The organism is Streptomyces sp. NPDC036822 (assembly GCF_055609145.1).
On sequence record NZ_JBVJPY010000018.1, the window covers coordinates 58,102 to 77,814 of the forward strand.

The window sequence follows — 19,713 nt, forward strand, 5'->3', positions numbered from 1 at the left end:
GGGTGCGCGACGAAGGAGAAGTACACGATCCGGCGGTGGTGACCCTCGGTGAGCACGAAGGCCCGAGGGGGGCCGGAGAAGGGGACGATCAGGGCAGAACGAAGCCCCCGATCACGGGGGAACAACCGGGGGCTTCGTGTCCGCGGCGGCTCCGAAAAGCCGCACATGGGAAACGTAAGACCTGTACGCCCCCTGGGTCAAGCCGAGTTGGGGCTCTCGCGACGGTCGCCGGACGGCTGTTCAGCCCCCGGAACCGATGTGATCACGGTGCGTGATGATCCGGTTCGGGCCCGCTGTCACTGCGGGCCCAGGAAGCCACTCGTACCCCTTCGGACACTCGCGTATCAGGTTGCGGGCGAACGGTCGCGACGGGTCCTCGGCGAAATGGCGAGTCTCTGCCACGGTCCACCCGTCCCAGAACGCCGACTGGGCCGGTCCGTCCCGGTGCCGGCCCCGTGACCAGGACTCCTCGGCCCCCCGCTCCATCCACAGCACCGCGGCGAGCGCGGGCCGCAGCGCCCGCCGCCCGGCCCCGACGCCCTCCACGAGGACGACGGGCGACGGGGGCAGCTCGCGAGGAGGACCGAAGGTCCGCAGATTCCAGTCGTACGGGTGATACAGCGCGGCCTCGCCCCGGGACAGGGGGAGGAGCACCTGGACGCGGAACCGCTCCGTCCAGGCGAACAGCTCCTCGTGGGTGGCGAGATCGTCCAGATGCAGCACGGGCGCCGCCAGCCGCGCGGCGAGGCGGGCGGCGAAGGTCGACTTCCCGGATCCCGCGTGACCGTCGACCGCGACCAGGCGCACCGGCCCGCAGGACGGCGGCAGGCGCCGCAGCTCGTCGGCGGCGCGGTCGAGGGGGTCCACGGCGCCCAGCCTAGGTCGTGGCCGGGCTCCGGTGCCGGGCGGGCCCCCGCCGCAGGTCAGGACCTTGCCGCCGCCACCGGTCTCGACCAATATCGGTCGGCCGACGCGCGGCGAATCGCTGGCAGAAGCGCTCCACGAACCGCGATAGTGGTCCCCGCATCGCCCGGATACGCGCATCCGTCCGTCCGCCCACGCCGTTCTCGACCGGGGGTCACCGCCCATGACCGAGTCCACCCCACGCAGAACCGTCCTCGCCGCGGCCCTGGCCGCCGCCGCGGGCACCGCCGTGGCCTCCGCCGCACCGGCGGGGGCCCTGGCCCGAGAGAGCCGGGCCGCGCGCCGCGCCGCCGCGCCCGCGTTCGTGGACAACCACTTCTGGACCTCGTACACCGACTGGCGCGGCGGCCACGCCGCGGGCACCCGCGCCGTCGCCGGACGCCGCCCCGGTCTGGTGATCGCCGCCCCGGCCGGCCGCACCGACTACACCGACCCGCACACCGGAACCACCTCCACCTGGGAGTACGCGACCTGGACCTCTCCGGTCCACCTCTCCACCGTCCCCGCCACCGAGGTCATCGCCTCCTGGAACGCCGACACCCCGCCGGGGACCTGGATCCAGATCGAGCTGCGCGGCGCCTACGACGACGCCACCGCCACGCCCTGGTTCACGATGGGGCGCTGGGCCGCGGGGGACGGCGACATCCGGCGCACCTCGGTCGACGACCAGAGCGACGGCAAGGGCTCCGTCTGGACCGACACCTTCTCCGTCGACGACGCCGCGAGCGGGCTGCGGCTCGCCGCGTACCAGCTCCGGGTGACGCTCCACCGGACGCCCGGCACCGACCTCACGCCGATGGTGTGGCGGCTCGGCGCGATGGCCTCCGACGTCCCGGACCGGTTCACCGTCCCCGCTTCCGTGCCCGCCCTCGCCCACGAGCTGGTCGTCCCGCGCTACTCCCAGAACATCCACGCCGGCCAGTACCCGGAGTACGACAACGGCGGCGAGGCGTGGTGCAGCCCCACCTCCTCGCAGATGATCGTCGAGTACTGGGGAAGGCGGCCGAGCGCGGAGGACCTGGCCTGGGTCGATCCGGCCTACGCCGACCCCCAGGTCTGCCACGCGGCCCGCTTCACCTTCGACCACCAGTACGACGGCTGCGGCAACTGGCCCTTCAACGCCGCCTACGCCGCCACCTATCCGGACATGAACGCCGTGGTGACCCGGCTGGGCTCGCTCACCGACCTGGAGACCCTGATCCGCGCGGGCATCCCGGCCGTCACGTCCCAGTCCTTCCTCAAGGAGGAGCTGACCGGAGCCGGCTACGGCACCGCCGGCCATCTGATGACCGTCATCGGCTTCACGGCGGAGGGCGACGTGATCGCCAACGACCCGGCGTCACCGGACAACGCCGCCGTGCGCCGCGTCTACCGGCGTCGGGAGTGGGAGAACATCTGGCTCCGTACCAAGCGGTACAACGCCGGCGGGAAAGTGGTCTCCGGCACAGGAGGGGTGTGCTACCTCTACTTCCCGGACCGGCCGACGCCCGCCCAGCGCAAGGCCTTGGCGGCCGTCGGCGTCCGCTGACGCCGGACGGCGGTCCGGGGGAGCGTGAGGAACGTCTCTACCCCCGGGCCGCCCCCGCTGGCACTGTGGTGGCCATGACCGCCACCACCCACTCCGCCGCCCGCGCCCGCACCGGCGGCCCCAAGGACGACGGCCCGAAGATCCTCGAGCACGTGCTCGGCTGGACCCTGGTCGTCGTCCTCGCCATGCTCGTCACCCGGATCGGCCTGCTGTGACCGGGGCGCCCCCGCGCTCCTGACGCCGCCCCTCGGCCTCCTCGGGACGCCGTGACGCGGCCCGGTCGTGTGACCGGGGCCCGCCGAACGGGCATACTCCCTCCGCCACGGGCGCCGGGCACCCCCTCGCGTGATCCGCACGGGGGAGCATCGGCGCAGACCGACCGAGGCCGGCTGCCGCCCGAACCCTCGCGCGCGCCGCCGCTGCCCCCCGACAGGGAGGAGTGCGCCGCCATGCCCGACCGCGCCCCGCAGACCGTGGACCGCCGGCTGCCCACCGAGGAGGCCCGGGAGCTGCTCACCCTGGTCCGCGACATCGCCGAGCGGGAGATCGCGCCCCGCGCGGCCGAGGAGGAGGCCGCCGGCCGCTTCCCCCGCGACCTCTTCTCGCTGCTCTCCACCTCCGGGCTCCTCGGCCTGCCGTACGGCTCCGAGGACGGCGGCGGCGACCAGCCCTACGCCGTCTACCTCCAGGTCCTCGAGGAACTCGCCGCGGCCCGGCTCACCGTCGGCCTCGGCGTCAGCGTCCACACCCTGTCCTGCCACGCCCTCGCGGGCTTCGGCACCCAGGAGCAGCGGGCCGCCCATCTGCCCGCGATGCTCGGCGGCGGGCTCCTCGGCGCGTACTGCCTCTCCGAACCGGCCTCCGGCTCCGACGCGGCCTCCCTGCGCACGAAGGCGGTCCGGGACGGCGACGACTGGGTGCTCACCGGCACGAAGGCGTGGATCACCCACGGCGGGATCGCCGACTTCTGTACGGTCATGGCCCGCACCGGCGCCGACGGGCCCAAGGGGATCACCGCGTTCCTGGTCCCGGGGGACGCCCAGGGGCTGAGCGCGGCCGCTCCGGAGCGCAAGATGGGCATGAAGGGCTCACCCACCGCCCAGTTGCACTTCGACGGGGTGCGGATCCCCGACGCCCGCCGGATCGGTGAGGAGGGGCAGGGGTTCGCCATCGCCCTGTCGGCCCTGGACTCCGGCCGCCTCGGGATCGCGGCCTGTGCGGTCGGGCTCGCGCAGGCGGCACTCGACGAGGCCGTCGCCTACGCCCGCGAACGCCGGCAGTTCGGCCGGCCGATCGCCGACTTCCAGGGCCTGCGCTTCCTGCTCGCGGACATGGCGACCCGGATCGAGGCGGGCCGGGCGCTGTACCTGGAGGCGGCGCGGCTGCGCGACGAGGGCCGGCTCTGCGGACGGCAGGCCGCCATGGCGAAGCTCTTCTGCACGGACGCGGCGATGGGGATCACCACCGACGCCGTCCAGGTCCTCGGCGGCTACGGCTACACGGCGGACTTCCCGGTGGAGCGCTACATGCGCGAGGCGAAGATGCTGCAGATCGTCGAGGGCACCAATCAGATCCAGCGCATGGTCATCGCCCGTCACCTCGTCGGACCAGAGTCCCGCTGACGCCGCTCGCGCGCACGGTGCGGTCCGCCCAGACCGGCGCCGCGGCCAGCCGGTTCCACTCCTGGTCGTTGCGGCCCGGAAGGGTGCGGCCGTGGCTGGCCCACTGGTGCAGCAGCGCCTTGTAGATGGGCGGGTCGGTGAGGTGCGGCGCCGGATGGGGAACCGATTCTTCAACGCGCGGCTCGATGAGTCGCCGTCGCCCGTAGCCGCTCGGAGCGGTGTACAGCGTCGTCATGACCGGCCCAACGCGCCCCGCCGGGCGGGGGACACCGCCGGAACGATGCGCGCGACAGTTCGAGGGCTACCCGCCGCTCCGCCCACGAGCCGTCTCCCCCGGCCGTCGCGACGGCCGTACGGGGCCGGACGCGTCATGATCCGGCCCCCGGTGACGTCAGGTGACGCGCCGTCAACGCGTGACCCCCGACGGGGGGTCACCGTCGAAGGTGCCGACGGGTGCGGCTCAGGCCGCGCGTCGCATGTTCGGCACCTTGAGGGGGCGCGAGCCCGGGCCGCCGACGTGCGAGAAGGGCTGCGTCCGCCAGTCGAGCCCCTGAGGCAGCGTCAGCAGGAGCGCCGTGTCCTGCTCCAGCACCTCGAGGGTCTCGTCGGCGGGACGCGCGTCGGACGCCGCGCGGCCGGTGCCGGGGCAGACCGTGAGGACGAACGGGTTCCACGGCGTCGGGCACAGCGCGTGCTCCGGCAGTACGTCCTCGTCCGCGAGCAGCGCGATGGGCTGCACGCAGTCCGGGCAGACGACCCGGTACATCTCGAAGGTGTCGTACGCGTCGAACTCGTCGGCCGCCTCGACCGAATCAACAGGCTCCTGCATGGAGAATCTCCCCCTTGGGTGGGTCGACCAAGTACGTGTGGCCTCGACCAACACAAGCAATTCCCATACGGCCGACCGCATAATCGTGAGGGCGGCTGTCGACCTTTCCGCAAACCTGTGGCGTTCGTCACATGCTCGTCGCAGGTGCCGCGTGGATGGCCATAGCCGCTCAAACCGGCCGCCGCCGACTGTGCCGATGACCTCCCGGGGCAATAGGTTGACCGCATGGAGGAGCTGGATCGTCAGATCGTCGAGTTGCTCGTCAAGGACGGGCGCATGAGCTACACCGACCTGGGCAAGGCCACGGGCCTGTCCACCTCGGCCGTGCATCAGCGCGTCCGGCGCCTGGAGCAGCGCGGGGTCATCCGCGGCTACGCCGCCGTCGTCGACCCGGAGGCCGTCGGGCTGCCCCTGACCGCGTTCATCTCGGTGAAACCCTTCGATCCCAGCGCGCCCGACGACACCCCGGACCGGCTCGCCGACATCCCCGAGATCGAGGCCTGCCACAGCGTCGCGGGCGAGGAGAACTACATCCTCAAGGTGCGCGTCGCCACGCCGCTGGAGCTCGAACACCTGCTCAGCCGCATCCGCTCGCAGGCCGGCGTCTCCAGCCGCACCACCGTCGTCCTGTCCACCCCGTACGAAGCCAGGCCGCCACGTATCTAACCTGGTCACCATGACCGACAGCCTGAAGAACGAACACCGCACCGTGCTGCTGCGCGGGGGTGAGGTGCACAGTCCCGCCGACCCCTTCGCCACCGCCATGGTGGTGGAGCGCGGACACGTCGCCTGGGTGGGTTCCGAGGGCGCCGCCGACGCGTTCGCGACCGGCGTGGACGACGTGGTCGACCTCGAAGGCGCCCTCGTCACGCCCGCGTTCGTCGACGCGCACGTGCACACCACCGCCACCGGTCTCGCGCTGACCGGGCTCGACCTCTCCTCCGCCGGCTCGCTGGACGAGGCGGCGGAACGCATCCGCGCCTACGCCTCCGCCCGCCCCGACGACCGGATCCTGATCGGGCACGGCTGGGACGCCTCCCGCTGGCCCGAGCGCCGGGCGCCGCGCCGTGACGAGCTGGACGCGCTCACCGGCGGGCGTCCGCTCTACCTCACCCGCGTCGACGTCCACTCGGCCGTCGTCACCACCGCGCTGCTCGACCTCGTCCCGGGCATCCGCGGCCGTGACGGCTTCCGTGACGGCGAGCCGCTGACCGGCGACGCCCACCACGCCGTCCGCGCCGCCGCCTATGCCGCGCTCTCGCCCCGGCAGCGCACCGAGGCCCAGCGGGCCGCCCGGGCCCATGCCGCCTCGCTCGGGATCGGCACCTTCCACGAGTGCGGCGGCCCGCGGATCTCCTCCGAGGACGACTTCACCGCCCTGCTCGACCTCGCCCGCGAGGAGCCCGGCCCCCGGGTCGTCGGCTACTGGGCCGACCTCGACATCGAACGGGCCCGCGCGCTCGGCGCCGTCGGCGCGGCCGGCGACCTGTTCGCCGACGGCTCGCTCGGCTCCCACACCGCCTGCCTCCACGAGCCCTACGCCGACGCCGCCGACGCGCACACCGGCGTCGCCCACCTGGACGCCGCCACCATCGCGGCCCATGTCGTCGCCTGCACCGAGGCGGGGCTCCAGGCCGGCTTCCACGCCATCGGCGACGCCGCCGTGACCGCCGTGGTCGACGGGGTGCGCGCCGCCTCGGAGAAGCTCGGCCTCGCCCGCGTCCGGGCCGCACGGCACCGCGTCGAGCACGCCGAGATGCTGACGCCCGAGACGATCGCCGCCTTCGCCGAACTCGGCCTCACCGCCTCCGTGCAGCCCGCCTTCGACGCGGCCTGGGGCGGCGAGGAGGGGATGTACGCCGAACGCCTCGGCGCCGAGCGGGCCCGCACCCTCAACCCGTACGCCGCCCTCCTGCGCTCCGGGGTGCCGCTGGCCTTCGGCTCGGACAGCCCCGTCACCCCGCTCGACCCCTGGGGTACGGTCCGGGCCGCAGCCTTCCACCGCACCCCCGACCACCGGATCTCGGTGCGCGCCGCCTTCGCCGCCCACACCCGGGGCGGCTGGCGGGCCGTCGGGCGGGACGACGCCGGCACGCTCGTGCCCGGCGCACCCGCCGACTACGCGGTCTGGCGCACCGGCGCACTCGTGGTGCAGGCCCCCGACGACCGGGTGGCCCGCTGGTCGACCGACCCCCGCTCCGGCACCCCCGGCCTGCCCGATCTGACCCCCGGCGGCGAACTCCCCGTCTGCCTGCGCACGGTGGTCTCGGGGCAAACGGTCTACGAGCGGCCGAACGAGTGACATCGGGACATTTCGTACCGCCGATCGATGTTCCCGCCGTTCTGCCACGACCTGCGCCGCCTCCCCACTGACCAGGAGGTATCCCTCATCTGCGCAGGTCGCGCGAGTGTTGACAGCGAGCCGCCACCGGCCGGTAGGTTCGGCGAGTCCACCACAGGACGTCCGACCGGTTTCGAACCTCCACGCAGTCGTCGAACGCCGCTGGGTCAGGAGGTGGTGTGCCGCACCGGCGCACCAGCACCGCGAACCAGGTTCAGCGCCCGCGCCTCGGGGGCGAGGGAAGGTTTTTTCCGGCGGAGGGTGGGACCCGGGTGGGGCCCGGACGTTCAGTAGACAACGGCTCTCGGTCGACCCGCAGCCAGCGGGGACCAGGTCGGCCCGAAGGACGCCGGGCCCCGATCCGCAGGGCCCCGCGCGGGCGTCCCGGGCCCGTTCCGAGGCGCTTTCCACGGCCTGTCGCGTGACGCTCCGCCCCTCTCCAGCCCCGTCGGCGCAGAGCCGCGCCCGGGGCTCGCTAAGGTGGGGGTTCGCGTATGTATCCGAAGGGGCAGCAGTGAACGACGGTGGCCAGAGGCGTTACGGCCCGCTCGGCAGAGCCTTGGTGATCATCCCGACCTACAACGAGGCGGAGAACGTCAAGCCCATCGTCTCGCGGGTACGGGAAGCCGTACCGGAGGCGCACATCCTCGTCGCCGACGACAACAGCCCCGACGGCACGGGCAAGTTCGCGGACGAGCTCGCCGCCGAGGACGACCACGTCCACGTCCTGCACCGCAAGGGCAAGGAAGGGCTCGGCGCCGCCTACCTCGCCGGCTTCCGCTGGGGCATCGAGAACGGCTACGGCGTCCTCGTCGAGATGGACGCCGACGGCTCCCACCAGCCCGAGGAGCTGCCCCGGCTGCTGACCGCGCTCAAGGGCGCCGACCTGGTCCTCGGCTCCCGCTGGGTCCCCGGCGGCCGGATCGTGAACTGGCCCAAGTCCCGTGAGTTCATCTCGCGCGGCGGCAGCCTCTACTCCCGCGTCATGCTCGACGTGCCCATCCGCGACGTGACCGGCGGCTACCGCGCCTTCCGCAAGGAGACCCTGGAGGGCCTGGGCCTGCAGGACGTCGCCTCGGCCGGCTACTGCTTCCAGGTCGACCTGGCCCGCCGCGCCGTCGCCGCGGGCTTCCATGTCGTCGAGGTGCCCATCACGTTCGTGGAGCGCGAGGTCGGCGACTCCAAGATGAGCAAGGACATCCTGGTCGAGGCCCTGTGGCGGGTCACCGGCTGGGGCCTGACGGCCCGCGCGAACAAGGTCGGCAAGCTGCTCGGCCGCAAGTCCGCGCACTGATCCGTCCTTTACGACGTTCCTGCGGGGCGCCAGGCACACTGGGGACCATGACGACAGGCGCACCGCCCCCTCTCGCCCCCAAGCGCTCGCGCGCGCGTACGTTCCTGCCTCTGGCCCTCGCCGTCTGGCTGGTCCTCGAGATCTGGCTGCTGACGCTGGTGGCCGGCGCGGCCGGCGGGCTGACCGTGTTCGCCCTGCTGGCCGGCGGCGCCGTCCTCGGCGCCGTGGTGATCAAGCGGGCGGGCCGCCGCGCCTTCCGGAACCTCACGGAGACCTTCGAGCGGGCGCAGGCGGCGGCCCAGGCGGGTGGCGCGCCCACGGCGCAGGACCGCGTGGGCACGGAGGACCGCAACGGCTTCCTGATGCTCGGCGGACTGCTGCTGATGCTGCCGGGGCTGATCTCCGACGTCGCCGGTCTGCTGCTCCTCGTGCCGCCCGTCCGCTCGCTCCTGGGGCGGTACGCCGAGACGGCCGTGGAGCGCCGGATGAGCGCCGCGCGCGCGGGCGGCCTCCAGGACGCCTTCCAGCAGGCCCGTATCCACCGCCCGGACGGCAAGGTGGTGCCGGGCGAGGTCATCCGCGACGAAGCGCCGCAGGCCGGTCCTCGCGACCCCCGGGCCCCCCGCCCGCCGCTGGCTCCCTGACCCGCCGCCGCCCCCTGACATGAGAACGCCGCGGGGCCCGGTACACGGATCGTGTACCGGGCCCCGCGGCGTTGCCTTGCCGTGTCGTCCCCCGCTAGGCGGACTTGCGGCTGTCTCGAGGATGGACGGCGATGTTCATCGCGCCGGACCGCAGGACCGCCAGCCTCTCGGCCAGCACCTCCTCCAGTTCCTCACGCGTCCGCCGCTCCATCAGCATGTCCCAGTGCGTTCGCGCCGGCTTGCCCTTCTTCTCCTCGGGGCCGTCCCCGTCCACCAGAAGTGCCTGGCTTCCGCAGACCTTGCACTCCCACTCCGGCGGAATTTCCGCTTCCACCGAGAAGGGCATCTCAAAACGATGGCCCTTCTCGCATGCGTACTCCACGGCCTGGCGCGGGGCCAGATCGATGCCGCGGTCGGTCTCGTAGCTGGTCACCACGAGGCGCGTGCCGCGAAGAGCTCGCTCACTCATGAATCGTGCCTCCCGGGCTTGTCGCCCACAGGACAGGTGTCGCTGTCGTCGTCATCCGGTCAACGTCCGGTCGGCGGTAAAGATTCCCGTTCCGGGTCATGCGTCGCCCGTCGTGCCGCCCCTTGTTCTACCCACCAGTGCCCGGTTTGTCACATCTGGCAGCAGATGTCACCCAGCGTTTTCACCAAAGCAGCACGCAGTAACGGTCCGCCTGGCAGGCCAAAGGCGTACACTACCGCCCTTTGAGTTCCGCGTCTAAATCCGCTCGGGAACCGGGTTCCCCGCGGCGGCCACGGCACGCCGTACGGGTACCCGCGCCAGCAGGACGAAACCGGCCAGGAAGAAGATCACCAGCGAGATGATGGCATCCCGGTAGCTCCCCGTCAGCTGGTACGCGAGGCCGAAGACCAGCGGCCCCAGCCAGCTCAGGCCCCGGTCGCTCATCTCGTAGGCCGAGAAGTACTCCGCCTCCTTGCCGCGCGGCACCAGATGCGAGAAGAGCGAACGGGACAGCGCCTGGCTCCCGCCGAGCACGAGCCCGATCGCCGCCGCCAGACAGAAGAACGCCACCGGCGCGCCGGCCGGCAGGAAGTACCCGGCGGCCAGGATCAGCGTCCAGACGGCCAAGGACCCGAGGATCGTGCGCTTGGCGCCGTACGCACGGGCCATCCGCCCCATGCCGAGCGCCCCCGCCACCGCGAGCACCTGGACCAGGAGGACCGCGGTGATCAGCGTCGTCTGCTCCAGGCCCAGCTCCTCCGAGCCGTAGATCGACGCCTGGGAGATCACCGTCTGCACGCCGTCGTTGTACACGAGGTACGCCAGCAGGAAGGAGAGCGTCAGCGGGTGGCGCCGCATGTCCTTCAGCGTCGCCCGCAGCTGCCGCCACCCGCCGCCGACCGCCCCCTCGCCGCCGGCCTCCCGCACCCGCCGGTCCCGCAGCCTGCGCAGCGGTACGAGGGTCCAGGCGCCCCACCACAGGCCGGCCGAGGCCAGGCAGATCCGCACCGCCGTCCCCTCGGAGATCCCGAAGGAGTCGTGCCCCGAGTACACGACCAGGTTGAGGACGAGGACCAGCGCCCCCGAGGTGTAGCCGAAGGCCCAGCCGCGCGAGGAGACCGCGTCCCGCTCGTCGGGTTCGGCGATCTGCGGCAGATAGGCGTTGTAGAGCGCCATCGAGACGGCCAGCGAGGCGTTCGCGACGATGAGGAGGAACGCGCCGAGGAGATAGCGGTCGCCCTCCAGGAAGAACATGCCGGTGGTGGCCGCGGCGCCCAGATAGGCGCAGACGGCGAGCAGCGGCTTCTTGCGTCCCGTACGGTCCGCGGCGGCGCCCGCCAGCGGCATCACGCACACCGCCACCACGAGCGAGAGCGAGACGGCGTAGGCGAAGAGCGAGCCCGCCCGGACCGGTATGCCCAGGGGGTGGACGTAGCCCTCCGCGTCCGCAGCCGCCTTGGCGACCGAGGTCAGGTACGGGCCGAGGAAGACCGTCAGCACGCTCGTCGAGTAGACCGAGCAGGCGAAGTCGTAGAAGTACCAGCCCCGCTGTTCGCGGCGGCGCTCGGCGGGACCGGCGCGGTGGGCGTCGTCCTCGGGGTGCGGCCCGTCGGCCGGTTCCGTCGGCTCGGCTGTGTTGGCGGTCAAGGCCGCGGCCCCCCTGTTCGTCCCCGTGACGGGACGCGCGCTCAGACCCAGGCCCCCCGGTCCGTGAGAACCGTGCGCAGCGTCTCCAGATGATCGGTCATGATGCCATCGACCCCCAGGTCGAGGAGAGAGTTCATCCGCACCGGATCGTTGACGGTCCACACGTGCACCTGCAGGCCGCGCGCGTGCGCCTCCCGGACGAAGCGGCGGTCCACCACCGTCACGCCGCCCTGCCGCTCCGGCACCTGGGCGGCGACCGCTCCCGCGCGCAGCGCCGCCGGAATGCCGAGGGAGCGCAGCCGCAGGCCGAGCACACCCCTCACGCCGTACGAGGTGGCGAGCCGGGGCCCCGCCAGGCGCTGCGCCCGGGCGACCCGGCTCTCGGTGAAGGAGCCCACGCACACCCGGTCCCAGGCGTTCGTCCTGCGGATCAGGTCGACCAGCGGGACCAGCGACGACTCCGCCTTCAGGTCGATGTTCCAGCGCGCCTCGGGGAACTCGTCGAGCAGCTCCTCGAAGAGCGCCAGCGGCTCCTTGCCTCCGACCCGGGCCTCGCGCACCGCCTCCCACGGGAGGTCGCGGATCCGGCCGGTCGCGTCCGTGACCCGGTCGAGCGTCGCGTCGTGGAAGGCGACCAGCGCACCGTCCGCGGTGGTGTGCACATCGGTCTCGAAGTAGCGGTAGCCGGCCGCGGCGGCGCGGCGGAAGGCCGCGGTGGTGTTCTCCAGGCCGTCCGCCGCCCCGCCGCGGTGCGCGAACGGGATGGGGGAGGGGTGGTCCAGATAGGGGTGGCGTCGAGTCACCGCCGCAGTATGGCCTGCTCCGGTGTCCCGGACGCGACCACGGTGCCGCTTCCGTCCTCCTCGGGGACGGCGAACCGGCGCAGGAAGAACTGCGCGAGCGGTCCGATGGCCAGCGCGTAGAGGACCGTGCCGACGCCGACCGAGCCGCCCAGCAGGAAGCCGGAGGCGACGACGGCGACCTCGATCGCCGTGCGCACCAGGCGGATCGAGCGGCCCGTGAGGCGGTGCAGCCCGGTCATCAGACCGTCGCGGGGGCCCGGACCGAAGCGCGCCGCGATGTAGAGCCCGGTGGCCACGCCGTTGAGGACGATCCCGAGGACCAGCAGCGCGATCCGCCAGGCGAGGCCCCGCACCTCCGGGACGAGCGCCAACGTGCCGTCCATCGCCACGCCGATCACGAAGACGTTGGAGACGGTGCCGAGCCCCGGCTTCTGCCGGATCGGGATCCACAGCAGCAGCACGGCCGCACCGACGAGGATCGACACCACGCCGATCGTCAGTCCGGTCCGCTCGGCGAGACCCTGGTGCAGGACGCCCCAGGGCTCCAGGCCGAGCCCGCCGCGCACCAGGAGCGCCGAGCTGATGCCGTAGAGGGCCAGTCCGATGTAGAGCTGCGCGAGCCGGCGGCTCAGACGCCGGCCGCGCAGGCCGGAGGCGAAGGTCGTGATGGACAACGAGTGCCCCCCTGTGTGGTGGTGGTGGACTGACTCATGTCACTCTGTGGCGGGGGATCCGATGCCAACCATGGCCAATTCGAGGAAGGTGGACTGAATTCCATGGCTCAGTGGACTTCGGCGGTCGGGCCGGCGCAGCTGGCGCGCCAGCTCAAGGCGCAGCAGCCCCGTCCCGCCGGACCGGGCACCCGCAAGCCGCCCGCCTATCGCGCGCTGGCCGACGGCATCCGCCTCCTCGTTCTGGAGGGCCGGGTTCCGGTCGCCGCCCGGCTGCCCGCCGAGCGGGAACTCGCGTTGGCGCTGACCGTCAGCCGTACGACGGTGGCGGCGGCGTACGAGGCGCTGCGCGCCGAGGGCTTCCTGGAGTCGCGGCGCGGCGCCGGCAGCTGGACCGCCGTACCCGCCGGGAACCCGCTGCCCGCGCGCGGCCTCGAACCGCTGCCCCCCGAGTCGCTCGGCTCGATGATCGACCTCGGCTGCGCGGCGCTCCCGGCGCCCGAGCCGTGGCTGACCCGGGGCATCCAGGGCGCCCTGGAGGAGCTGCCGCCGTACGCCCACACGCACGGGGACTATCCCGCCGGACTGCCGGCGCTGCGGCAGATGCTCGCCGACCGGTACACCGAGCGGGGCATCCCGACCATGCCCGAGCAGATCATGGTGACGACGGGCGCGATGGGCGCCATCGACGCGATCTGCCATCTCTTCGCCGGCCGCGGCGAGCGGATCGCCGTCGAGTCGCCGTCGTACGCCAACATCCTCCAGCTCATGCGGGAGGCCGGGGCCCGGCTCGTCCCGGTCGCCATGGCCGAGGGCCTGGCCGGCTGGGACCTCAACCGCTGGCGCCAGGTGCTGCGCGACGCCGCCCCGCGCCTGGCCTACGTCGTGGCCGACTTCCACAACCCCACGGGCGCCCTGGCCGACGAGGACCAGCGGCGCCAGCTGGTCGACGCGGCCCGGTCGGCCGGTACGGTCCTCGTCGTCGACGAGACCATGTCCGAGCTGCACCTGGAGGACGGTCTGGAGATGCCCCGGCCGGTCTGCGCCTTCGACCCGGCCGGCTCGACGGTCCTCACGGTCGGCTCGGCCAGCAAGGCCTTCTGGGCCGGCATGCGCATCGGCTGGGTCCGGGCCGCGCCCGACGTCATCCGCTCGCTGGTGGCCGCGCGTGCCTACGCCGACCTGGGCACCCCGGTCCTCGAACAGCTCGGCGTCAACTGGCTGCTGCGGACCGGCGGCTGGGAGCAGGCCGTCACGATCCGCCGTCAGCAGGCCCGGGAGAACCGCGACGCGCTCGTCGCGGCGGTGCGGGCCGAGCTGCCCACGTGGGAGTTCGACGTCCCGCGCGGCGGGCTGACCCTCTGGGTCCGCACCGGCGGGCTGTCGGGCTCCCGCCTCGCGGAGGCGGGCGAACGGGTCGGCGTACGGGTCCCGTCGGGCCCGCGCTTCGGCGTGGACGGCGCCTTCGAGGGCTATGTCCGCCTGCCGTTCACCGTCGGCGGCCCGGTCGCGGAGGAGGCGGCGGCGCGTCTGGCCGCCGCGGCCCGGCTGGTGGAGTCGGGCGCGGGGGCGGCGACGGGCAGTGAGCCGCCGAGGACGTTCGTGGCGTAGGGCGTGTCCCGGAAGGAGCGCCGCCCGCCCGAAGGGATACGGGGAGCACGGGCCGGGCGTTCCCGGCCGGACGGGACGTGCGCAACGCGCCAGGGCCGGGGGCGGGGGCCGGCGGGCTGTCCGTCGGCCCGGCCTCCGGCCGCTCGACTCGGGACCGGAGGAACGGTCGTCCGTCACGGGGCGGAGGACCGTCGGGGGGCCTTGGTCGGTCTCGAGACCGATGGGCCGGTACGGATGATCGTCCGTACCGGCCCATCGGTGTCTTCCGCGCGGATCGCGCGAGCCGCTCAGCCCTCGGCGGGTACCGGCGTGTGCCGCGGGCCCGGATCCGGGGCGTGGGCTGGCACCACCGCCCCGGCGCTCGGGGCGTGCTGCGGCAGCGGCGGGGCCGCCTGCACGGGAGCCGGGCCCGGCTCCGGAGCGGGGACGGCGTCCGGGTGCGGGGCCGGGGCGGGCAGGGCCCCGTGGTCCGGGACCGCGGCGGCGGCCGGGGTGGGGGTCGGGAGTTCGCCGTGGCCGGGGGCCGCGCCGAGGGTGTCGCCGGGGTACGGAGCCGGGGCGGCGGCCGCGTCCGCGGTGGGGAGCGGGCCGGGGTCCGGGGCCGAGCCGGGGGCCGGTGCGATCGCCGCCGCCATGGCGGTCTGGCGCTCCGGGAGCAGCTCAAGGACGGCCTGGCGGTGGGCCTCGCTCGTCGCGTCGTCGTACGGGTCGGGCGTCGCCGGCACCTGGAGGCGCAGGACCGGGCCGGTGCCGAGGCGGGCGTACCCGCGGCCGGGCGGCACGGCGGGGACCGGGGTGGTGTGCGGCGCGGCGCCGAGGACCCACTCGATCTGCTCCGGCGAGGCCGGGCCGAGCACGACGCGGGCGCGCGTGTGCGTCCGTACCGTCTCGCTCAGGGCGTCCGCGCTGTCGAACTGTTCCGCGATCACCACCGTGACCTGCGCCGCCCGTCCGTGGCGCAGGGGCACCTGGAGGAGGTCCTGCGGGTCCGGACGGCCGTCGGCCGCCGCGAGGTGGCCGAGGATGCTCGGCCGGTCCAGCAGGACCCACAGGGGCCGCCTGGTGTCCTCGGGCGCGGGGTGGCCCGCCTGACGGGCGCGGTTCGCCGCGATCAGCCGGCGCTCGGTCTCGTGCGCCGCCCACTCCAGGCTCGCCAGGGCTCCGGCGAGGCCGCACTCGACGGCCAGCACCCCGGCGCGGCCGGTCAGGCAGGCGTACTCGCCCGTGCCGCCCCCTTCGATGACCAGCACATCGCCGTGCGGCAGGGCCTGCAGGGCGATCGAGCGCAGCAGGGACGTCGTGCCGCCGCCGGGCTGGCCGACGGCCAGCAGGTGCGGCTCGGTGGAGCGGGGGCCGGTGCGCCAGACGACCGGCGGCGCGTCGGCGGGACCGTCGGCGGTGAGGACCGGAACGGTCCGCTGGACGGCCTCCGGGTCGGTGAAGCCGAGGACCGTCTCGCCCGGGACGGTGACGAAACGCTGGGCGGCGATCGTGGTGGGCAGGGCGGGCAGCACGCTCATGACGAGCTGGTTGCCCTCCTCGTCCCAGTCGAAGAGGTACTCGCGGCCGCGTCCGGACTTGGCGTGCAGCAGCTGCTCGATCCGGGCGCGGGAGTGGGCCTCCCCGTCCGTGAAGTACGCGGGGTATCTGATGCGCAGGCGGGTGAGGCGCCCGGCGTCGTCGAAGGCCGGGTCCCCGAAGGCGCCGCTCCAGTCGCCGCCGTGCGAGAAGAGCGGAGCCGGGTCCTCGGGAACGGAGAAGTACGGCACCAGCGCTTCGTACAGGCCCTTGAGCCGCTCGATCTCGGCGTCGTCGGGCCCGGTCCTCACGACCGGGCGCTCATGCCCCTTCCACGCCGCGGCGCCCATCACCGACAGAAGGGCCAGCAGCGGCCCGTACGGGAGGAGGGCGACGGCGACGACGCAGGCCGCGACCACGAACAGCGTGGGACCGCGCCGCTCCTTGGGGGTCGCGGCCCATCCGGCCCGCGCGGTCGCGGCCAGCTTCCGCAGACCACGCGTGACGGTGATCAGCGGATGGAGCACGTCGGTGGCGCTGTCGGCGGCCGTGCGCGCGATCTCTCGGCTGCGAGCGATCTGGGCGCTGCCGCTGCTCAGAATGCGGGGGAGTGGTCGCCGGGCCACGTCGTACTCCTGGAGTCGTGGAAGGGGCTGAGGGGCGTCAGAACTTGATCCCGCCCAGCAGGCTGGCCAGGCTCTGGCCGCCCGCGGTGATGCTGGGGGCGATGGCGGTGCCCGCGAGGTAGAACCCGAACAGCGAGCAGACCAGGGCGTGGGATGCCTTGAGGCCGTCCTTCTTGAAGAACAGGAAGCAGATGATGCCGAGCAGGACCACGCCTGAGATGGACAGGATCATTGGAGTTCTCCTGGTTGAGGGGGACAGTCACCATGAGTCCTTCCAGGTTCACAGAAAGTATCTATGTGATTAAAGGTGCATTCGGGTGAAAAACCAGCGATTTCACTTGACTGGGGGATGACGGGGCTCGCCCGAGTGGCGAAACGCCCGCGGGGTGCCGTCCGCGGGCGTCTTCGGACCCCTCCGGCCCCGGTCCGAGCTGCGGTGATCCTTGCCGCGGACGGGCCGGGTCATGTCGCCGGACGGGCAGTACCCTGTCGATTCACTCGTACGGCCGCGCGCCGGCCGTGCGCAGGTCAGGGGCGGTACGGATCGCCCGCGGTACGCATCACCGCGGGCGGGGAACCGGCCGCCCGGGGAACAGAGCGGTCACGAGAACGAAAGGCGGACACGTCCGATGAGTGAGACTCCGGATCCCGAGGTCGTCGAGCTGGCGGGCAAGGTCTTCGACCTGGCACGCACCGGGGACGCCGAGGCGCTGGGCGCCTACGTCGACGCGGGTGTCCCCGCGAACCTCACCAACGACAAGGGCGACACCCTCGTCATGCTCGCCGCCTACCACGGCCACGCCGAGGCCGTGGCGGCCCTGCTGGCTCGTGGCGCCGAGGCCGACCGCGCGAACGACCGGGGTCAGACCCCGCTCGCGGGCGCCGTCTTCAAGGGCGAGGACGCCGTCGTCCGCGCGCTGCTCGCCGGCGGGGCAAATCCGGAAGCGGGGACTCCGTCCGCCGTGGATACTGCTCGGATGTTTGGGAAGACAGAACTCCTCGAACTGTTCGGCGCCTTGTGAAGCGACGGGTGAACGGGCACTGAACCCCAGGTGAGGGCGGTGTCGTAAATGTGGTCGCGGTGGCGAAATGGCTGGGTCATCATGACGTCGGGCCCGCAAGGGGCCACCGACGAGAGGCAGAGGAAGATGGTCAACACCAAGCGAAGGACGACGGGCGGCCCTCCATGTTGCTGCGCGGCCTAGGCGATCACCAGTCCCCGGTACTCCCCGGTTGCGTCGACAGCTTGATGTGAGGCATCTTCCATGTTCGATCCAGTCATAGCGCCGAGCGGCACCCTGCTCGGCCTGTTGCAGAGGGGCCGCGGCGACGGCACCCTGCACGCGCTCGCCGCGCCACGCGCCGAGGCCCTCGCGGCCCTGAACCACTGCGTTCTCCACGACCCCCGCCACGACTGGCAGGTCGAGAACCGCTCCCTCTACTACGCACGCCTGTACCTCGACCTGCACGGGGGGCTCGAGGAGATCGAGGCCCACCTCTTCGGCGCCGAGGACCACTTCGACGCCGAGGAGAACAGGACCGGGCTCGCGCTCGCCGTCCTCGGACACCTCGCCTCCTACGGCCGCAGCGACGCCCTGGCCCTGCTCCGGCGCTACGCCGCGACCGGCGCCAACTGGGCCTGGGCGCTCGACGAGCTCGCCCTGCGCGACGACGACACCGGGCTGCGCTCCCTCGCCGTCCCGATCCTCGCCCGCTTCCCGGCCACCGCCGAGGGCGACGCCGAGCTCGCGACCGCCGTACGGGACGCCTACGAGCCCCGGCCGTGGCGGCTGTGGGCCGAGGACCGGCGCGACGCCGTCGGCGGCCGCGTCAGGGTCGCCCGCGAACAGGGCTCCTTCGACCGCTGGCAGCGCCAGATGCGGCCGAGCGGGCCCCGGCCCGGCTGGAGCGTGCAGGCGGTCTTCGACTGGGCCGAGGAAGGTCTGTCGCGCGGCGCCGTCCTGCACGGACCGGCGGCCCGCTGCCTGACCGCCGTCGCCGGACCCGAGGATCGGCCGCTCATCGTCGAGGCCGCCCGCAGCGGCACCGACGGAGCGCGCTGCGCCGCCCTGCACTACCTCGCCGAGGCGAAGGACCCCGCCGTGCTCGACCTCGTCGAGGCCGCCGCCGGCAGCGGGTCCCGCACCGTCGCCGAGGCCGCCGTCTCCGCCTTCGAGCGCATGTGCGGCGAGCCCGCCGTGGACCGCGCCCGAGGCTGGATCCACCGGCCCGACGCGCTCGGCACGGCCGCCGCGGGAGTCCTCGCCTGCCGGGGCGGAGCCCAGGACGCCCCCCTCGTCCTCGGCGCCCTGCGCGAGACCGTCCGGGCCCAGGGCCCCGACGCGCCCGCCCTCTATCCCCTCGTCGACGGCACCGGGCGCCTCGGCATCGCCTGCGCGGCCCCCGTGCTGCGCCACGTCTACCGAGAGACCGCCTCCTCCCAGCTGCGCGGCCGCGCGGCCCGCGCCCTCGCCGCCACCGACCCGACCTACCCGACCGGCTTCGCCGTCGAGTGCCTCTGGGACTGCGAGGAGACCACCCGCGAGATCGCGGCGCTGCACGCCGAGACCGGTGACGTACGGGTCGCGGAGCGACTGCGGCGCCTGGCCGCCGACCCGGCCGAGGAGGACGAGGTCCAGACGGCCGTACGCAACCGGATAGGGCCGGACCTGCAGGTCTGACCGCACCACCCCGGGGCGGCGCGGCCTGCGGCGGGGGAGACCCGCCGACGTGGCCCCGCCCCGGGGAGGACGCCGGGGCGAACGCTTGGAGGCGAACCGAGCCCTCGTGGCAGGCTCCCCGCCCGCTCTCGCTCCGCGCCCGGCGGCAGCCGGCCGCGGGCCGTCGACACCGTCGTCCACGCGGTGACCGCGCGCCACGCCGCCGCCCGCCTCCCGCTCACCGTCACCGCCGGACCGACGACCGGACGATGTGAAGCGCGTACCGGCTTCCTCCGGGCGAGCGCGCCACCGTGTCATCGCCGCGCGTTGCCACGCGCCGCTCGCGGCCCAGGACCCGTGCCTTGAGGGACCGCGCCCTCGCCCACGGCGCTCCGCCCTCGACCGCGTCCGACCAGCCGCCGCCCGGCCGTGCGGACGCCCTGCTCCGGCGTGCCACCAGGGACACCGGGCGGGTCGCCCGCCGCTGCCACGACCTGCTGCCCCGGGTGCTCGCGCCGGCCGGGAG

Annotated in this window: 19 protein-coding genes; 10 read left to right on the plus strand and 9 right to left on the minus strand. The window is 73.7% G+C overall.

Annotated elements, in window-relative coordinates; translation table 11 throughout:
* Nucleotides 1-240: 240 nt before the first annotated feature.
* The gene (locus ACZ68P_RS30010) at nt 241-867 is read right to left on the minus strand and encodes a uridine kinase family protein (RefSeq protein ID WP_471011701.1); all 627 of its coding nucleotides are present in this window, start codon (nt 865-867) and stop codon (nt 241-243) included.
* 220 nt (nt 868-1,087) lie between these two features.
* On the opposite strand from ACZ68P_RS30010, the gene ACZ68P_RS30015 reads away from it, so the two are divergent.
* From ACZ68P_RS30015 to ACZ68P_RS30025, 3 genes are all read left to right on the plus strand, one after another.
* Nucleotides 1,088-2,452 carry a C39 family peptidase gene (locus ACZ68P_RS30015; protein WP_471011702.1) on the plus strand — a complete coding sequence of 455 codons (1,365 nt, stop codon included), beginning with the start codon at nt 1,088-1,090 and terminating at the stop codon, nt 2,450-2,452.
* A 74-nt stretch (nt 2,453-2,526) separates the two neighbouring features.
* The gene (locus ACZ68P_RS30020) at nt 2,527-2,667 is read left to right on the plus strand and encodes an SCO1431 family membrane protein (RefSeq protein WP_471011703.1); all 141 of its coding nucleotides are present in this window, start codon (nt 2,527-2,529) and stop codon (nt 2,665-2,667) included.
* 234 nt (nt 2,668-2,901) lie between these two features.
* A complete protein-coding gene (locus ACZ68P_RS30025; RefSeq protein WP_471011704.1) occupies nt 2,902-4,074 on the plus strand; it encodes an acyl-CoA dehydrogenase family protein in 1,173 nt (390 codons plus the stop codon).
* Here ACZ68P_RS30025 and ACZ68P_RS30030 read toward each other — a convergent pair.
* A complete protein-coding gene (locus ACZ68P_RS30030) occupies nt 4,037-4,309 on the minus strand; it encodes a hypothetical protein (RefSeq protein ID WP_471011706.1) in 273 nt (90 codons plus the stop codon). The genes ACZ68P_RS30025 and ACZ68P_RS30030 overlap by 38 nt on opposite strands.
* Before the next feature lie 225 nt (nt 4,310-4,534).
* Nucleotides 4,535-4,903, minus strand: coding sequence for a hypothetical protein (locus tag ACZ68P_RS30035; RefSeq protein ID WP_365722481.1), 369 nt, complete (start codon nt 4,901-4,903; stop codon nt 4,535-4,537).
* 225 nt (nt 4,904-5,128) lie between these two features.
* Here ACZ68P_RS30035 and ACZ68P_RS30040 point away from each other — a divergent pair, with 225 nt between their 5' ends.
* The 4 genes from ACZ68P_RS30040 (at nt 5,129) to fxsA (ending at nt 9,182) form a co-directional block, all read left to right on the plus strand.
* Nucleotides 5,129-5,569 carry an Lrp/AsnC family transcriptional regulator gene (locus tag ACZ68P_RS30040; RefSeq protein ID WP_024760806.1) on the plus strand — a complete coding sequence of 147 codons (441 nt, stop codon included), beginning with the start codon at nt 5,129-5,131 and terminating at the stop codon, nt 5,567-5,569.
* Nucleotides 5,570-5,579: 10 nt separating this feature from the next.
* Entirely contained in the window at nt 5,580-7,205 is a 1,626-nt protein-coding gene (locus ACZ68P_RS30045; RefSeq protein WP_471011709.1) for an amidohydrolase, read from the plus strand.
* A 553-nt stretch (nt 7,206-7,758) separates the two neighbouring features.
* Nucleotides 7,759-8,538: a polyprenol monophosphomannose synthase gene (locus ACZ68P_RS30050; RefSeq protein WP_365722477.1), complete on the plus strand. Its 780-nt coding sequence runs from the start codon at nt 7,759-7,761 to the stop codon at nt 8,536-8,538.
* Between the two features lie 47 nt (nt 8,539-8,585).
* Nucleotides 8,586-9,182 (plus strand): FxsA family membrane protein, encoded by a 597-nt coding sequence (fxsA, locus tag ACZ68P_RS30055; RefSeq protein WP_471011712.1) that lies wholly within the window; start codon nt 8,586-8,588, stop codon nt 9,180-9,182.
* A gap of 94 nt (nt 9,183-9,276) precedes the next feature.
* Here fxsA and ACZ68P_RS30060 read toward each other — a convergent pair whose 3' ends face one another.
* From ACZ68P_RS30060 to yczE, 4 genes are all read right to left on the minus strand, one after another.
* Nucleotides 9,277-9,651, minus strand: coding sequence for an RNA polymerase-binding protein RbpA (locus ACZ68P_RS30060; RefSeq protein ID WP_026278069.1), 375 nt, complete (start codon nt 9,649-9,651; stop codon nt 9,277-9,279).
* Between the two features lie 255 nt (nt 9,652-9,906).
* A complete protein-coding gene (locus ACZ68P_RS30065; protein ID WP_471011715.1) occupies nt 9,907-11,298 on the minus strand; it encodes an MFS transporter in 1,392 nt (463 codons plus the stop codon).
* Between the two features lie 41 nt (nt 11,299-11,339).
* On the minus strand, nt 11,340-12,101 hold the full coding sequence (locus ACZ68P_RS30070; RefSeq protein ID WP_471011716.1) for a glycerophosphodiester phosphodiesterase: 762 nt from the start codon (nt 12,099-12,101) through the stop codon (nt 11,340-11,342).
* On the minus strand, nt 12,098-12,775 hold the full coding sequence (gene yczE, locus ACZ68P_RS30075) for a membrane protein YczE (RefSeq protein WP_471011717.1): 678 nt from the start codon (nt 12,773-12,775) through the stop codon (nt 12,098-12,100). The genes ACZ68P_RS30070 and yczE overlap by 4 nt, the downstream gene beginning before the upstream one ends.
* Before the next feature lie 102 nt (nt 12,776-12,877).
* Between yczE and ACZ68P_RS30080 the strand changes: the two genes are divergently transcribed.
* Complete coding sequence (locus ACZ68P_RS30080) at nt 12,878-14,383, plus strand: SCO1417 family PLP biosynthesis transcription factor (RefSeq protein WP_471011719.1); 1,506 nt, start codon at nt 12,878-12,880, stop codon at nt 14,381-14,383.
* Nucleotides 14,384-14,670: 287 nt separating this feature from the next.
* Here ACZ68P_RS30080 and ACZ68P_RS30085 read toward each other — a convergent pair whose 3' ends face one another.
* Entirely contained in the window at nt 14,671-16,527 is a 1,857-nt protein-coding gene (locus ACZ68P_RS30085) for a hypothetical protein (RefSeq protein WP_471011721.1), read from the minus strand.
* Between the two features lie 37 nt (nt 16,528-16,564).
* A complete protein-coding gene (locus tag ACZ68P_RS30090) occupies nt 16,565-16,759 on the minus strand; it encodes a hypothetical protein (RefSeq protein WP_361232465.1) in 195 nt (64 codons plus the stop codon).
* Between the two features lie 397 nt (nt 16,760-17,156).
* Here ACZ68P_RS30090 and ACZ68P_RS30095 point away from each other — a divergent pair, with 397 nt between their 5' ends.
* Nucleotides 17,157-17,549, plus strand: a complete 393-nt coding sequence (locus ACZ68P_RS30095; RefSeq protein ID WP_471011724.1) for an ankyrin repeat domain-containing protein — start codon at nt 17,157-17,159, stop codon at nt 17,547-17,549.
* A 243-nt stretch (nt 17,550-17,792) separates the two neighbouring features.
* A complete protein-coding gene (locus tag ACZ68P_RS30100) occupies nt 17,793-19,208 on the plus strand; it encodes a HEAT repeat domain-containing protein (protein WP_471011726.1) in 1,416 nt (471 codons plus the stop codon).
* Nucleotides 19,209-19,713: the final 505 nt, after the last annotated feature.

Excerpts from the sequence above, each read along its gene's own strand:
- ACZ68P_RS30100 (WP_471011726.1), top strand. The coding sequence starts at position 17,793 with ATGTTCGATCCAGTCATAGCGCCGAGCGGCACCCTGCTCGGCCTGTTG.
- ACZ68P_RS30090 (WP_361232465.1), bottom strand. The coding sequence starts at position 16,759 with ATGATCCTGTCCATCTCAGGCGTGGTCCTGCTCGGCATCATCTGCTTC.
- fxsA (WP_471011712.1), top strand. The coding sequence starts at position 8,586 with ATGACGACAGGCGCACCGCCCCCTCTCGCCCCCAAGCGCTCGCGCGCG.
- ACZ68P_RS30030 (WP_471011706.1), bottom strand. The coding sequence starts at position 4,309 with ATGACGACGCTGTACACCGCTCCGAGCGGCTACGGGCGACGGCGACTC.
- ACZ68P_RS30035 (WP_365722481.1), bottom strand. The coding sequence starts at position 4,903 with ATGCAGGAGCCTGTTGATTCGGTCGAGGCGGCCGACGAGTTCGACGCG.
- ACZ68P_RS30040 (WP_024760806.1), top strand. The coding sequence starts at position 5,129 with ATGGAGGAGCTGGATCGTCAGATCGTCGAGTTGCTCGTCAAGGACGGG.
- ACZ68P_RS30080 (WP_471011719.1), top strand. The coding sequence starts at position 12,878 with ATGGCTCAGTGGACTTCGGCGGTCGGGCCGGCGCAGCTGGCGCGCCAG.
- ACZ68P_RS30020 (WP_471011703.1), top strand. The coding sequence starts at position 2,527 with ATGACCGCCACCACCCACTCCGCCGCCCGCGCCCGCACCGGCGGCCCC.
- ACZ68P_RS30015 (WP_471011702.1), top strand. The coding sequence starts at position 1,088 with ATGACCGAGTCCACCCCACGCAGAACCGTCCTCGCCGCGGCCCTGGCC.
- ACZ68P_RS30025 (WP_471011704.1), top strand. The coding sequence starts at position 2,902 with ATGCCCGACCGCGCCCCGCAGACCGTGGACCGCCGGCTGCCCACCGAG.
- ACZ68P_RS30045 (WP_471011709.1), top strand. The coding sequence starts at position 5,580 with ATGACCGACAGCCTGAAGAACGAACACCGCACCGTGCTGCTGCGCGGG.
- ACZ68P_RS30060 (WP_026278069.1), bottom strand. The coding sequence starts at position 9,651 with ATGAGTGAGCGAGCTCTTCGCGGCACGCGCCTCGTGGTGACCAGCTAC.
- ACZ68P_RS30095 (WP_471011724.1), top strand. The coding sequence starts at position 17,157 with ATGAGTGAGACTCCGGATCCCGAGGTCGTCGAGCTGGCGGGCAAGGTC.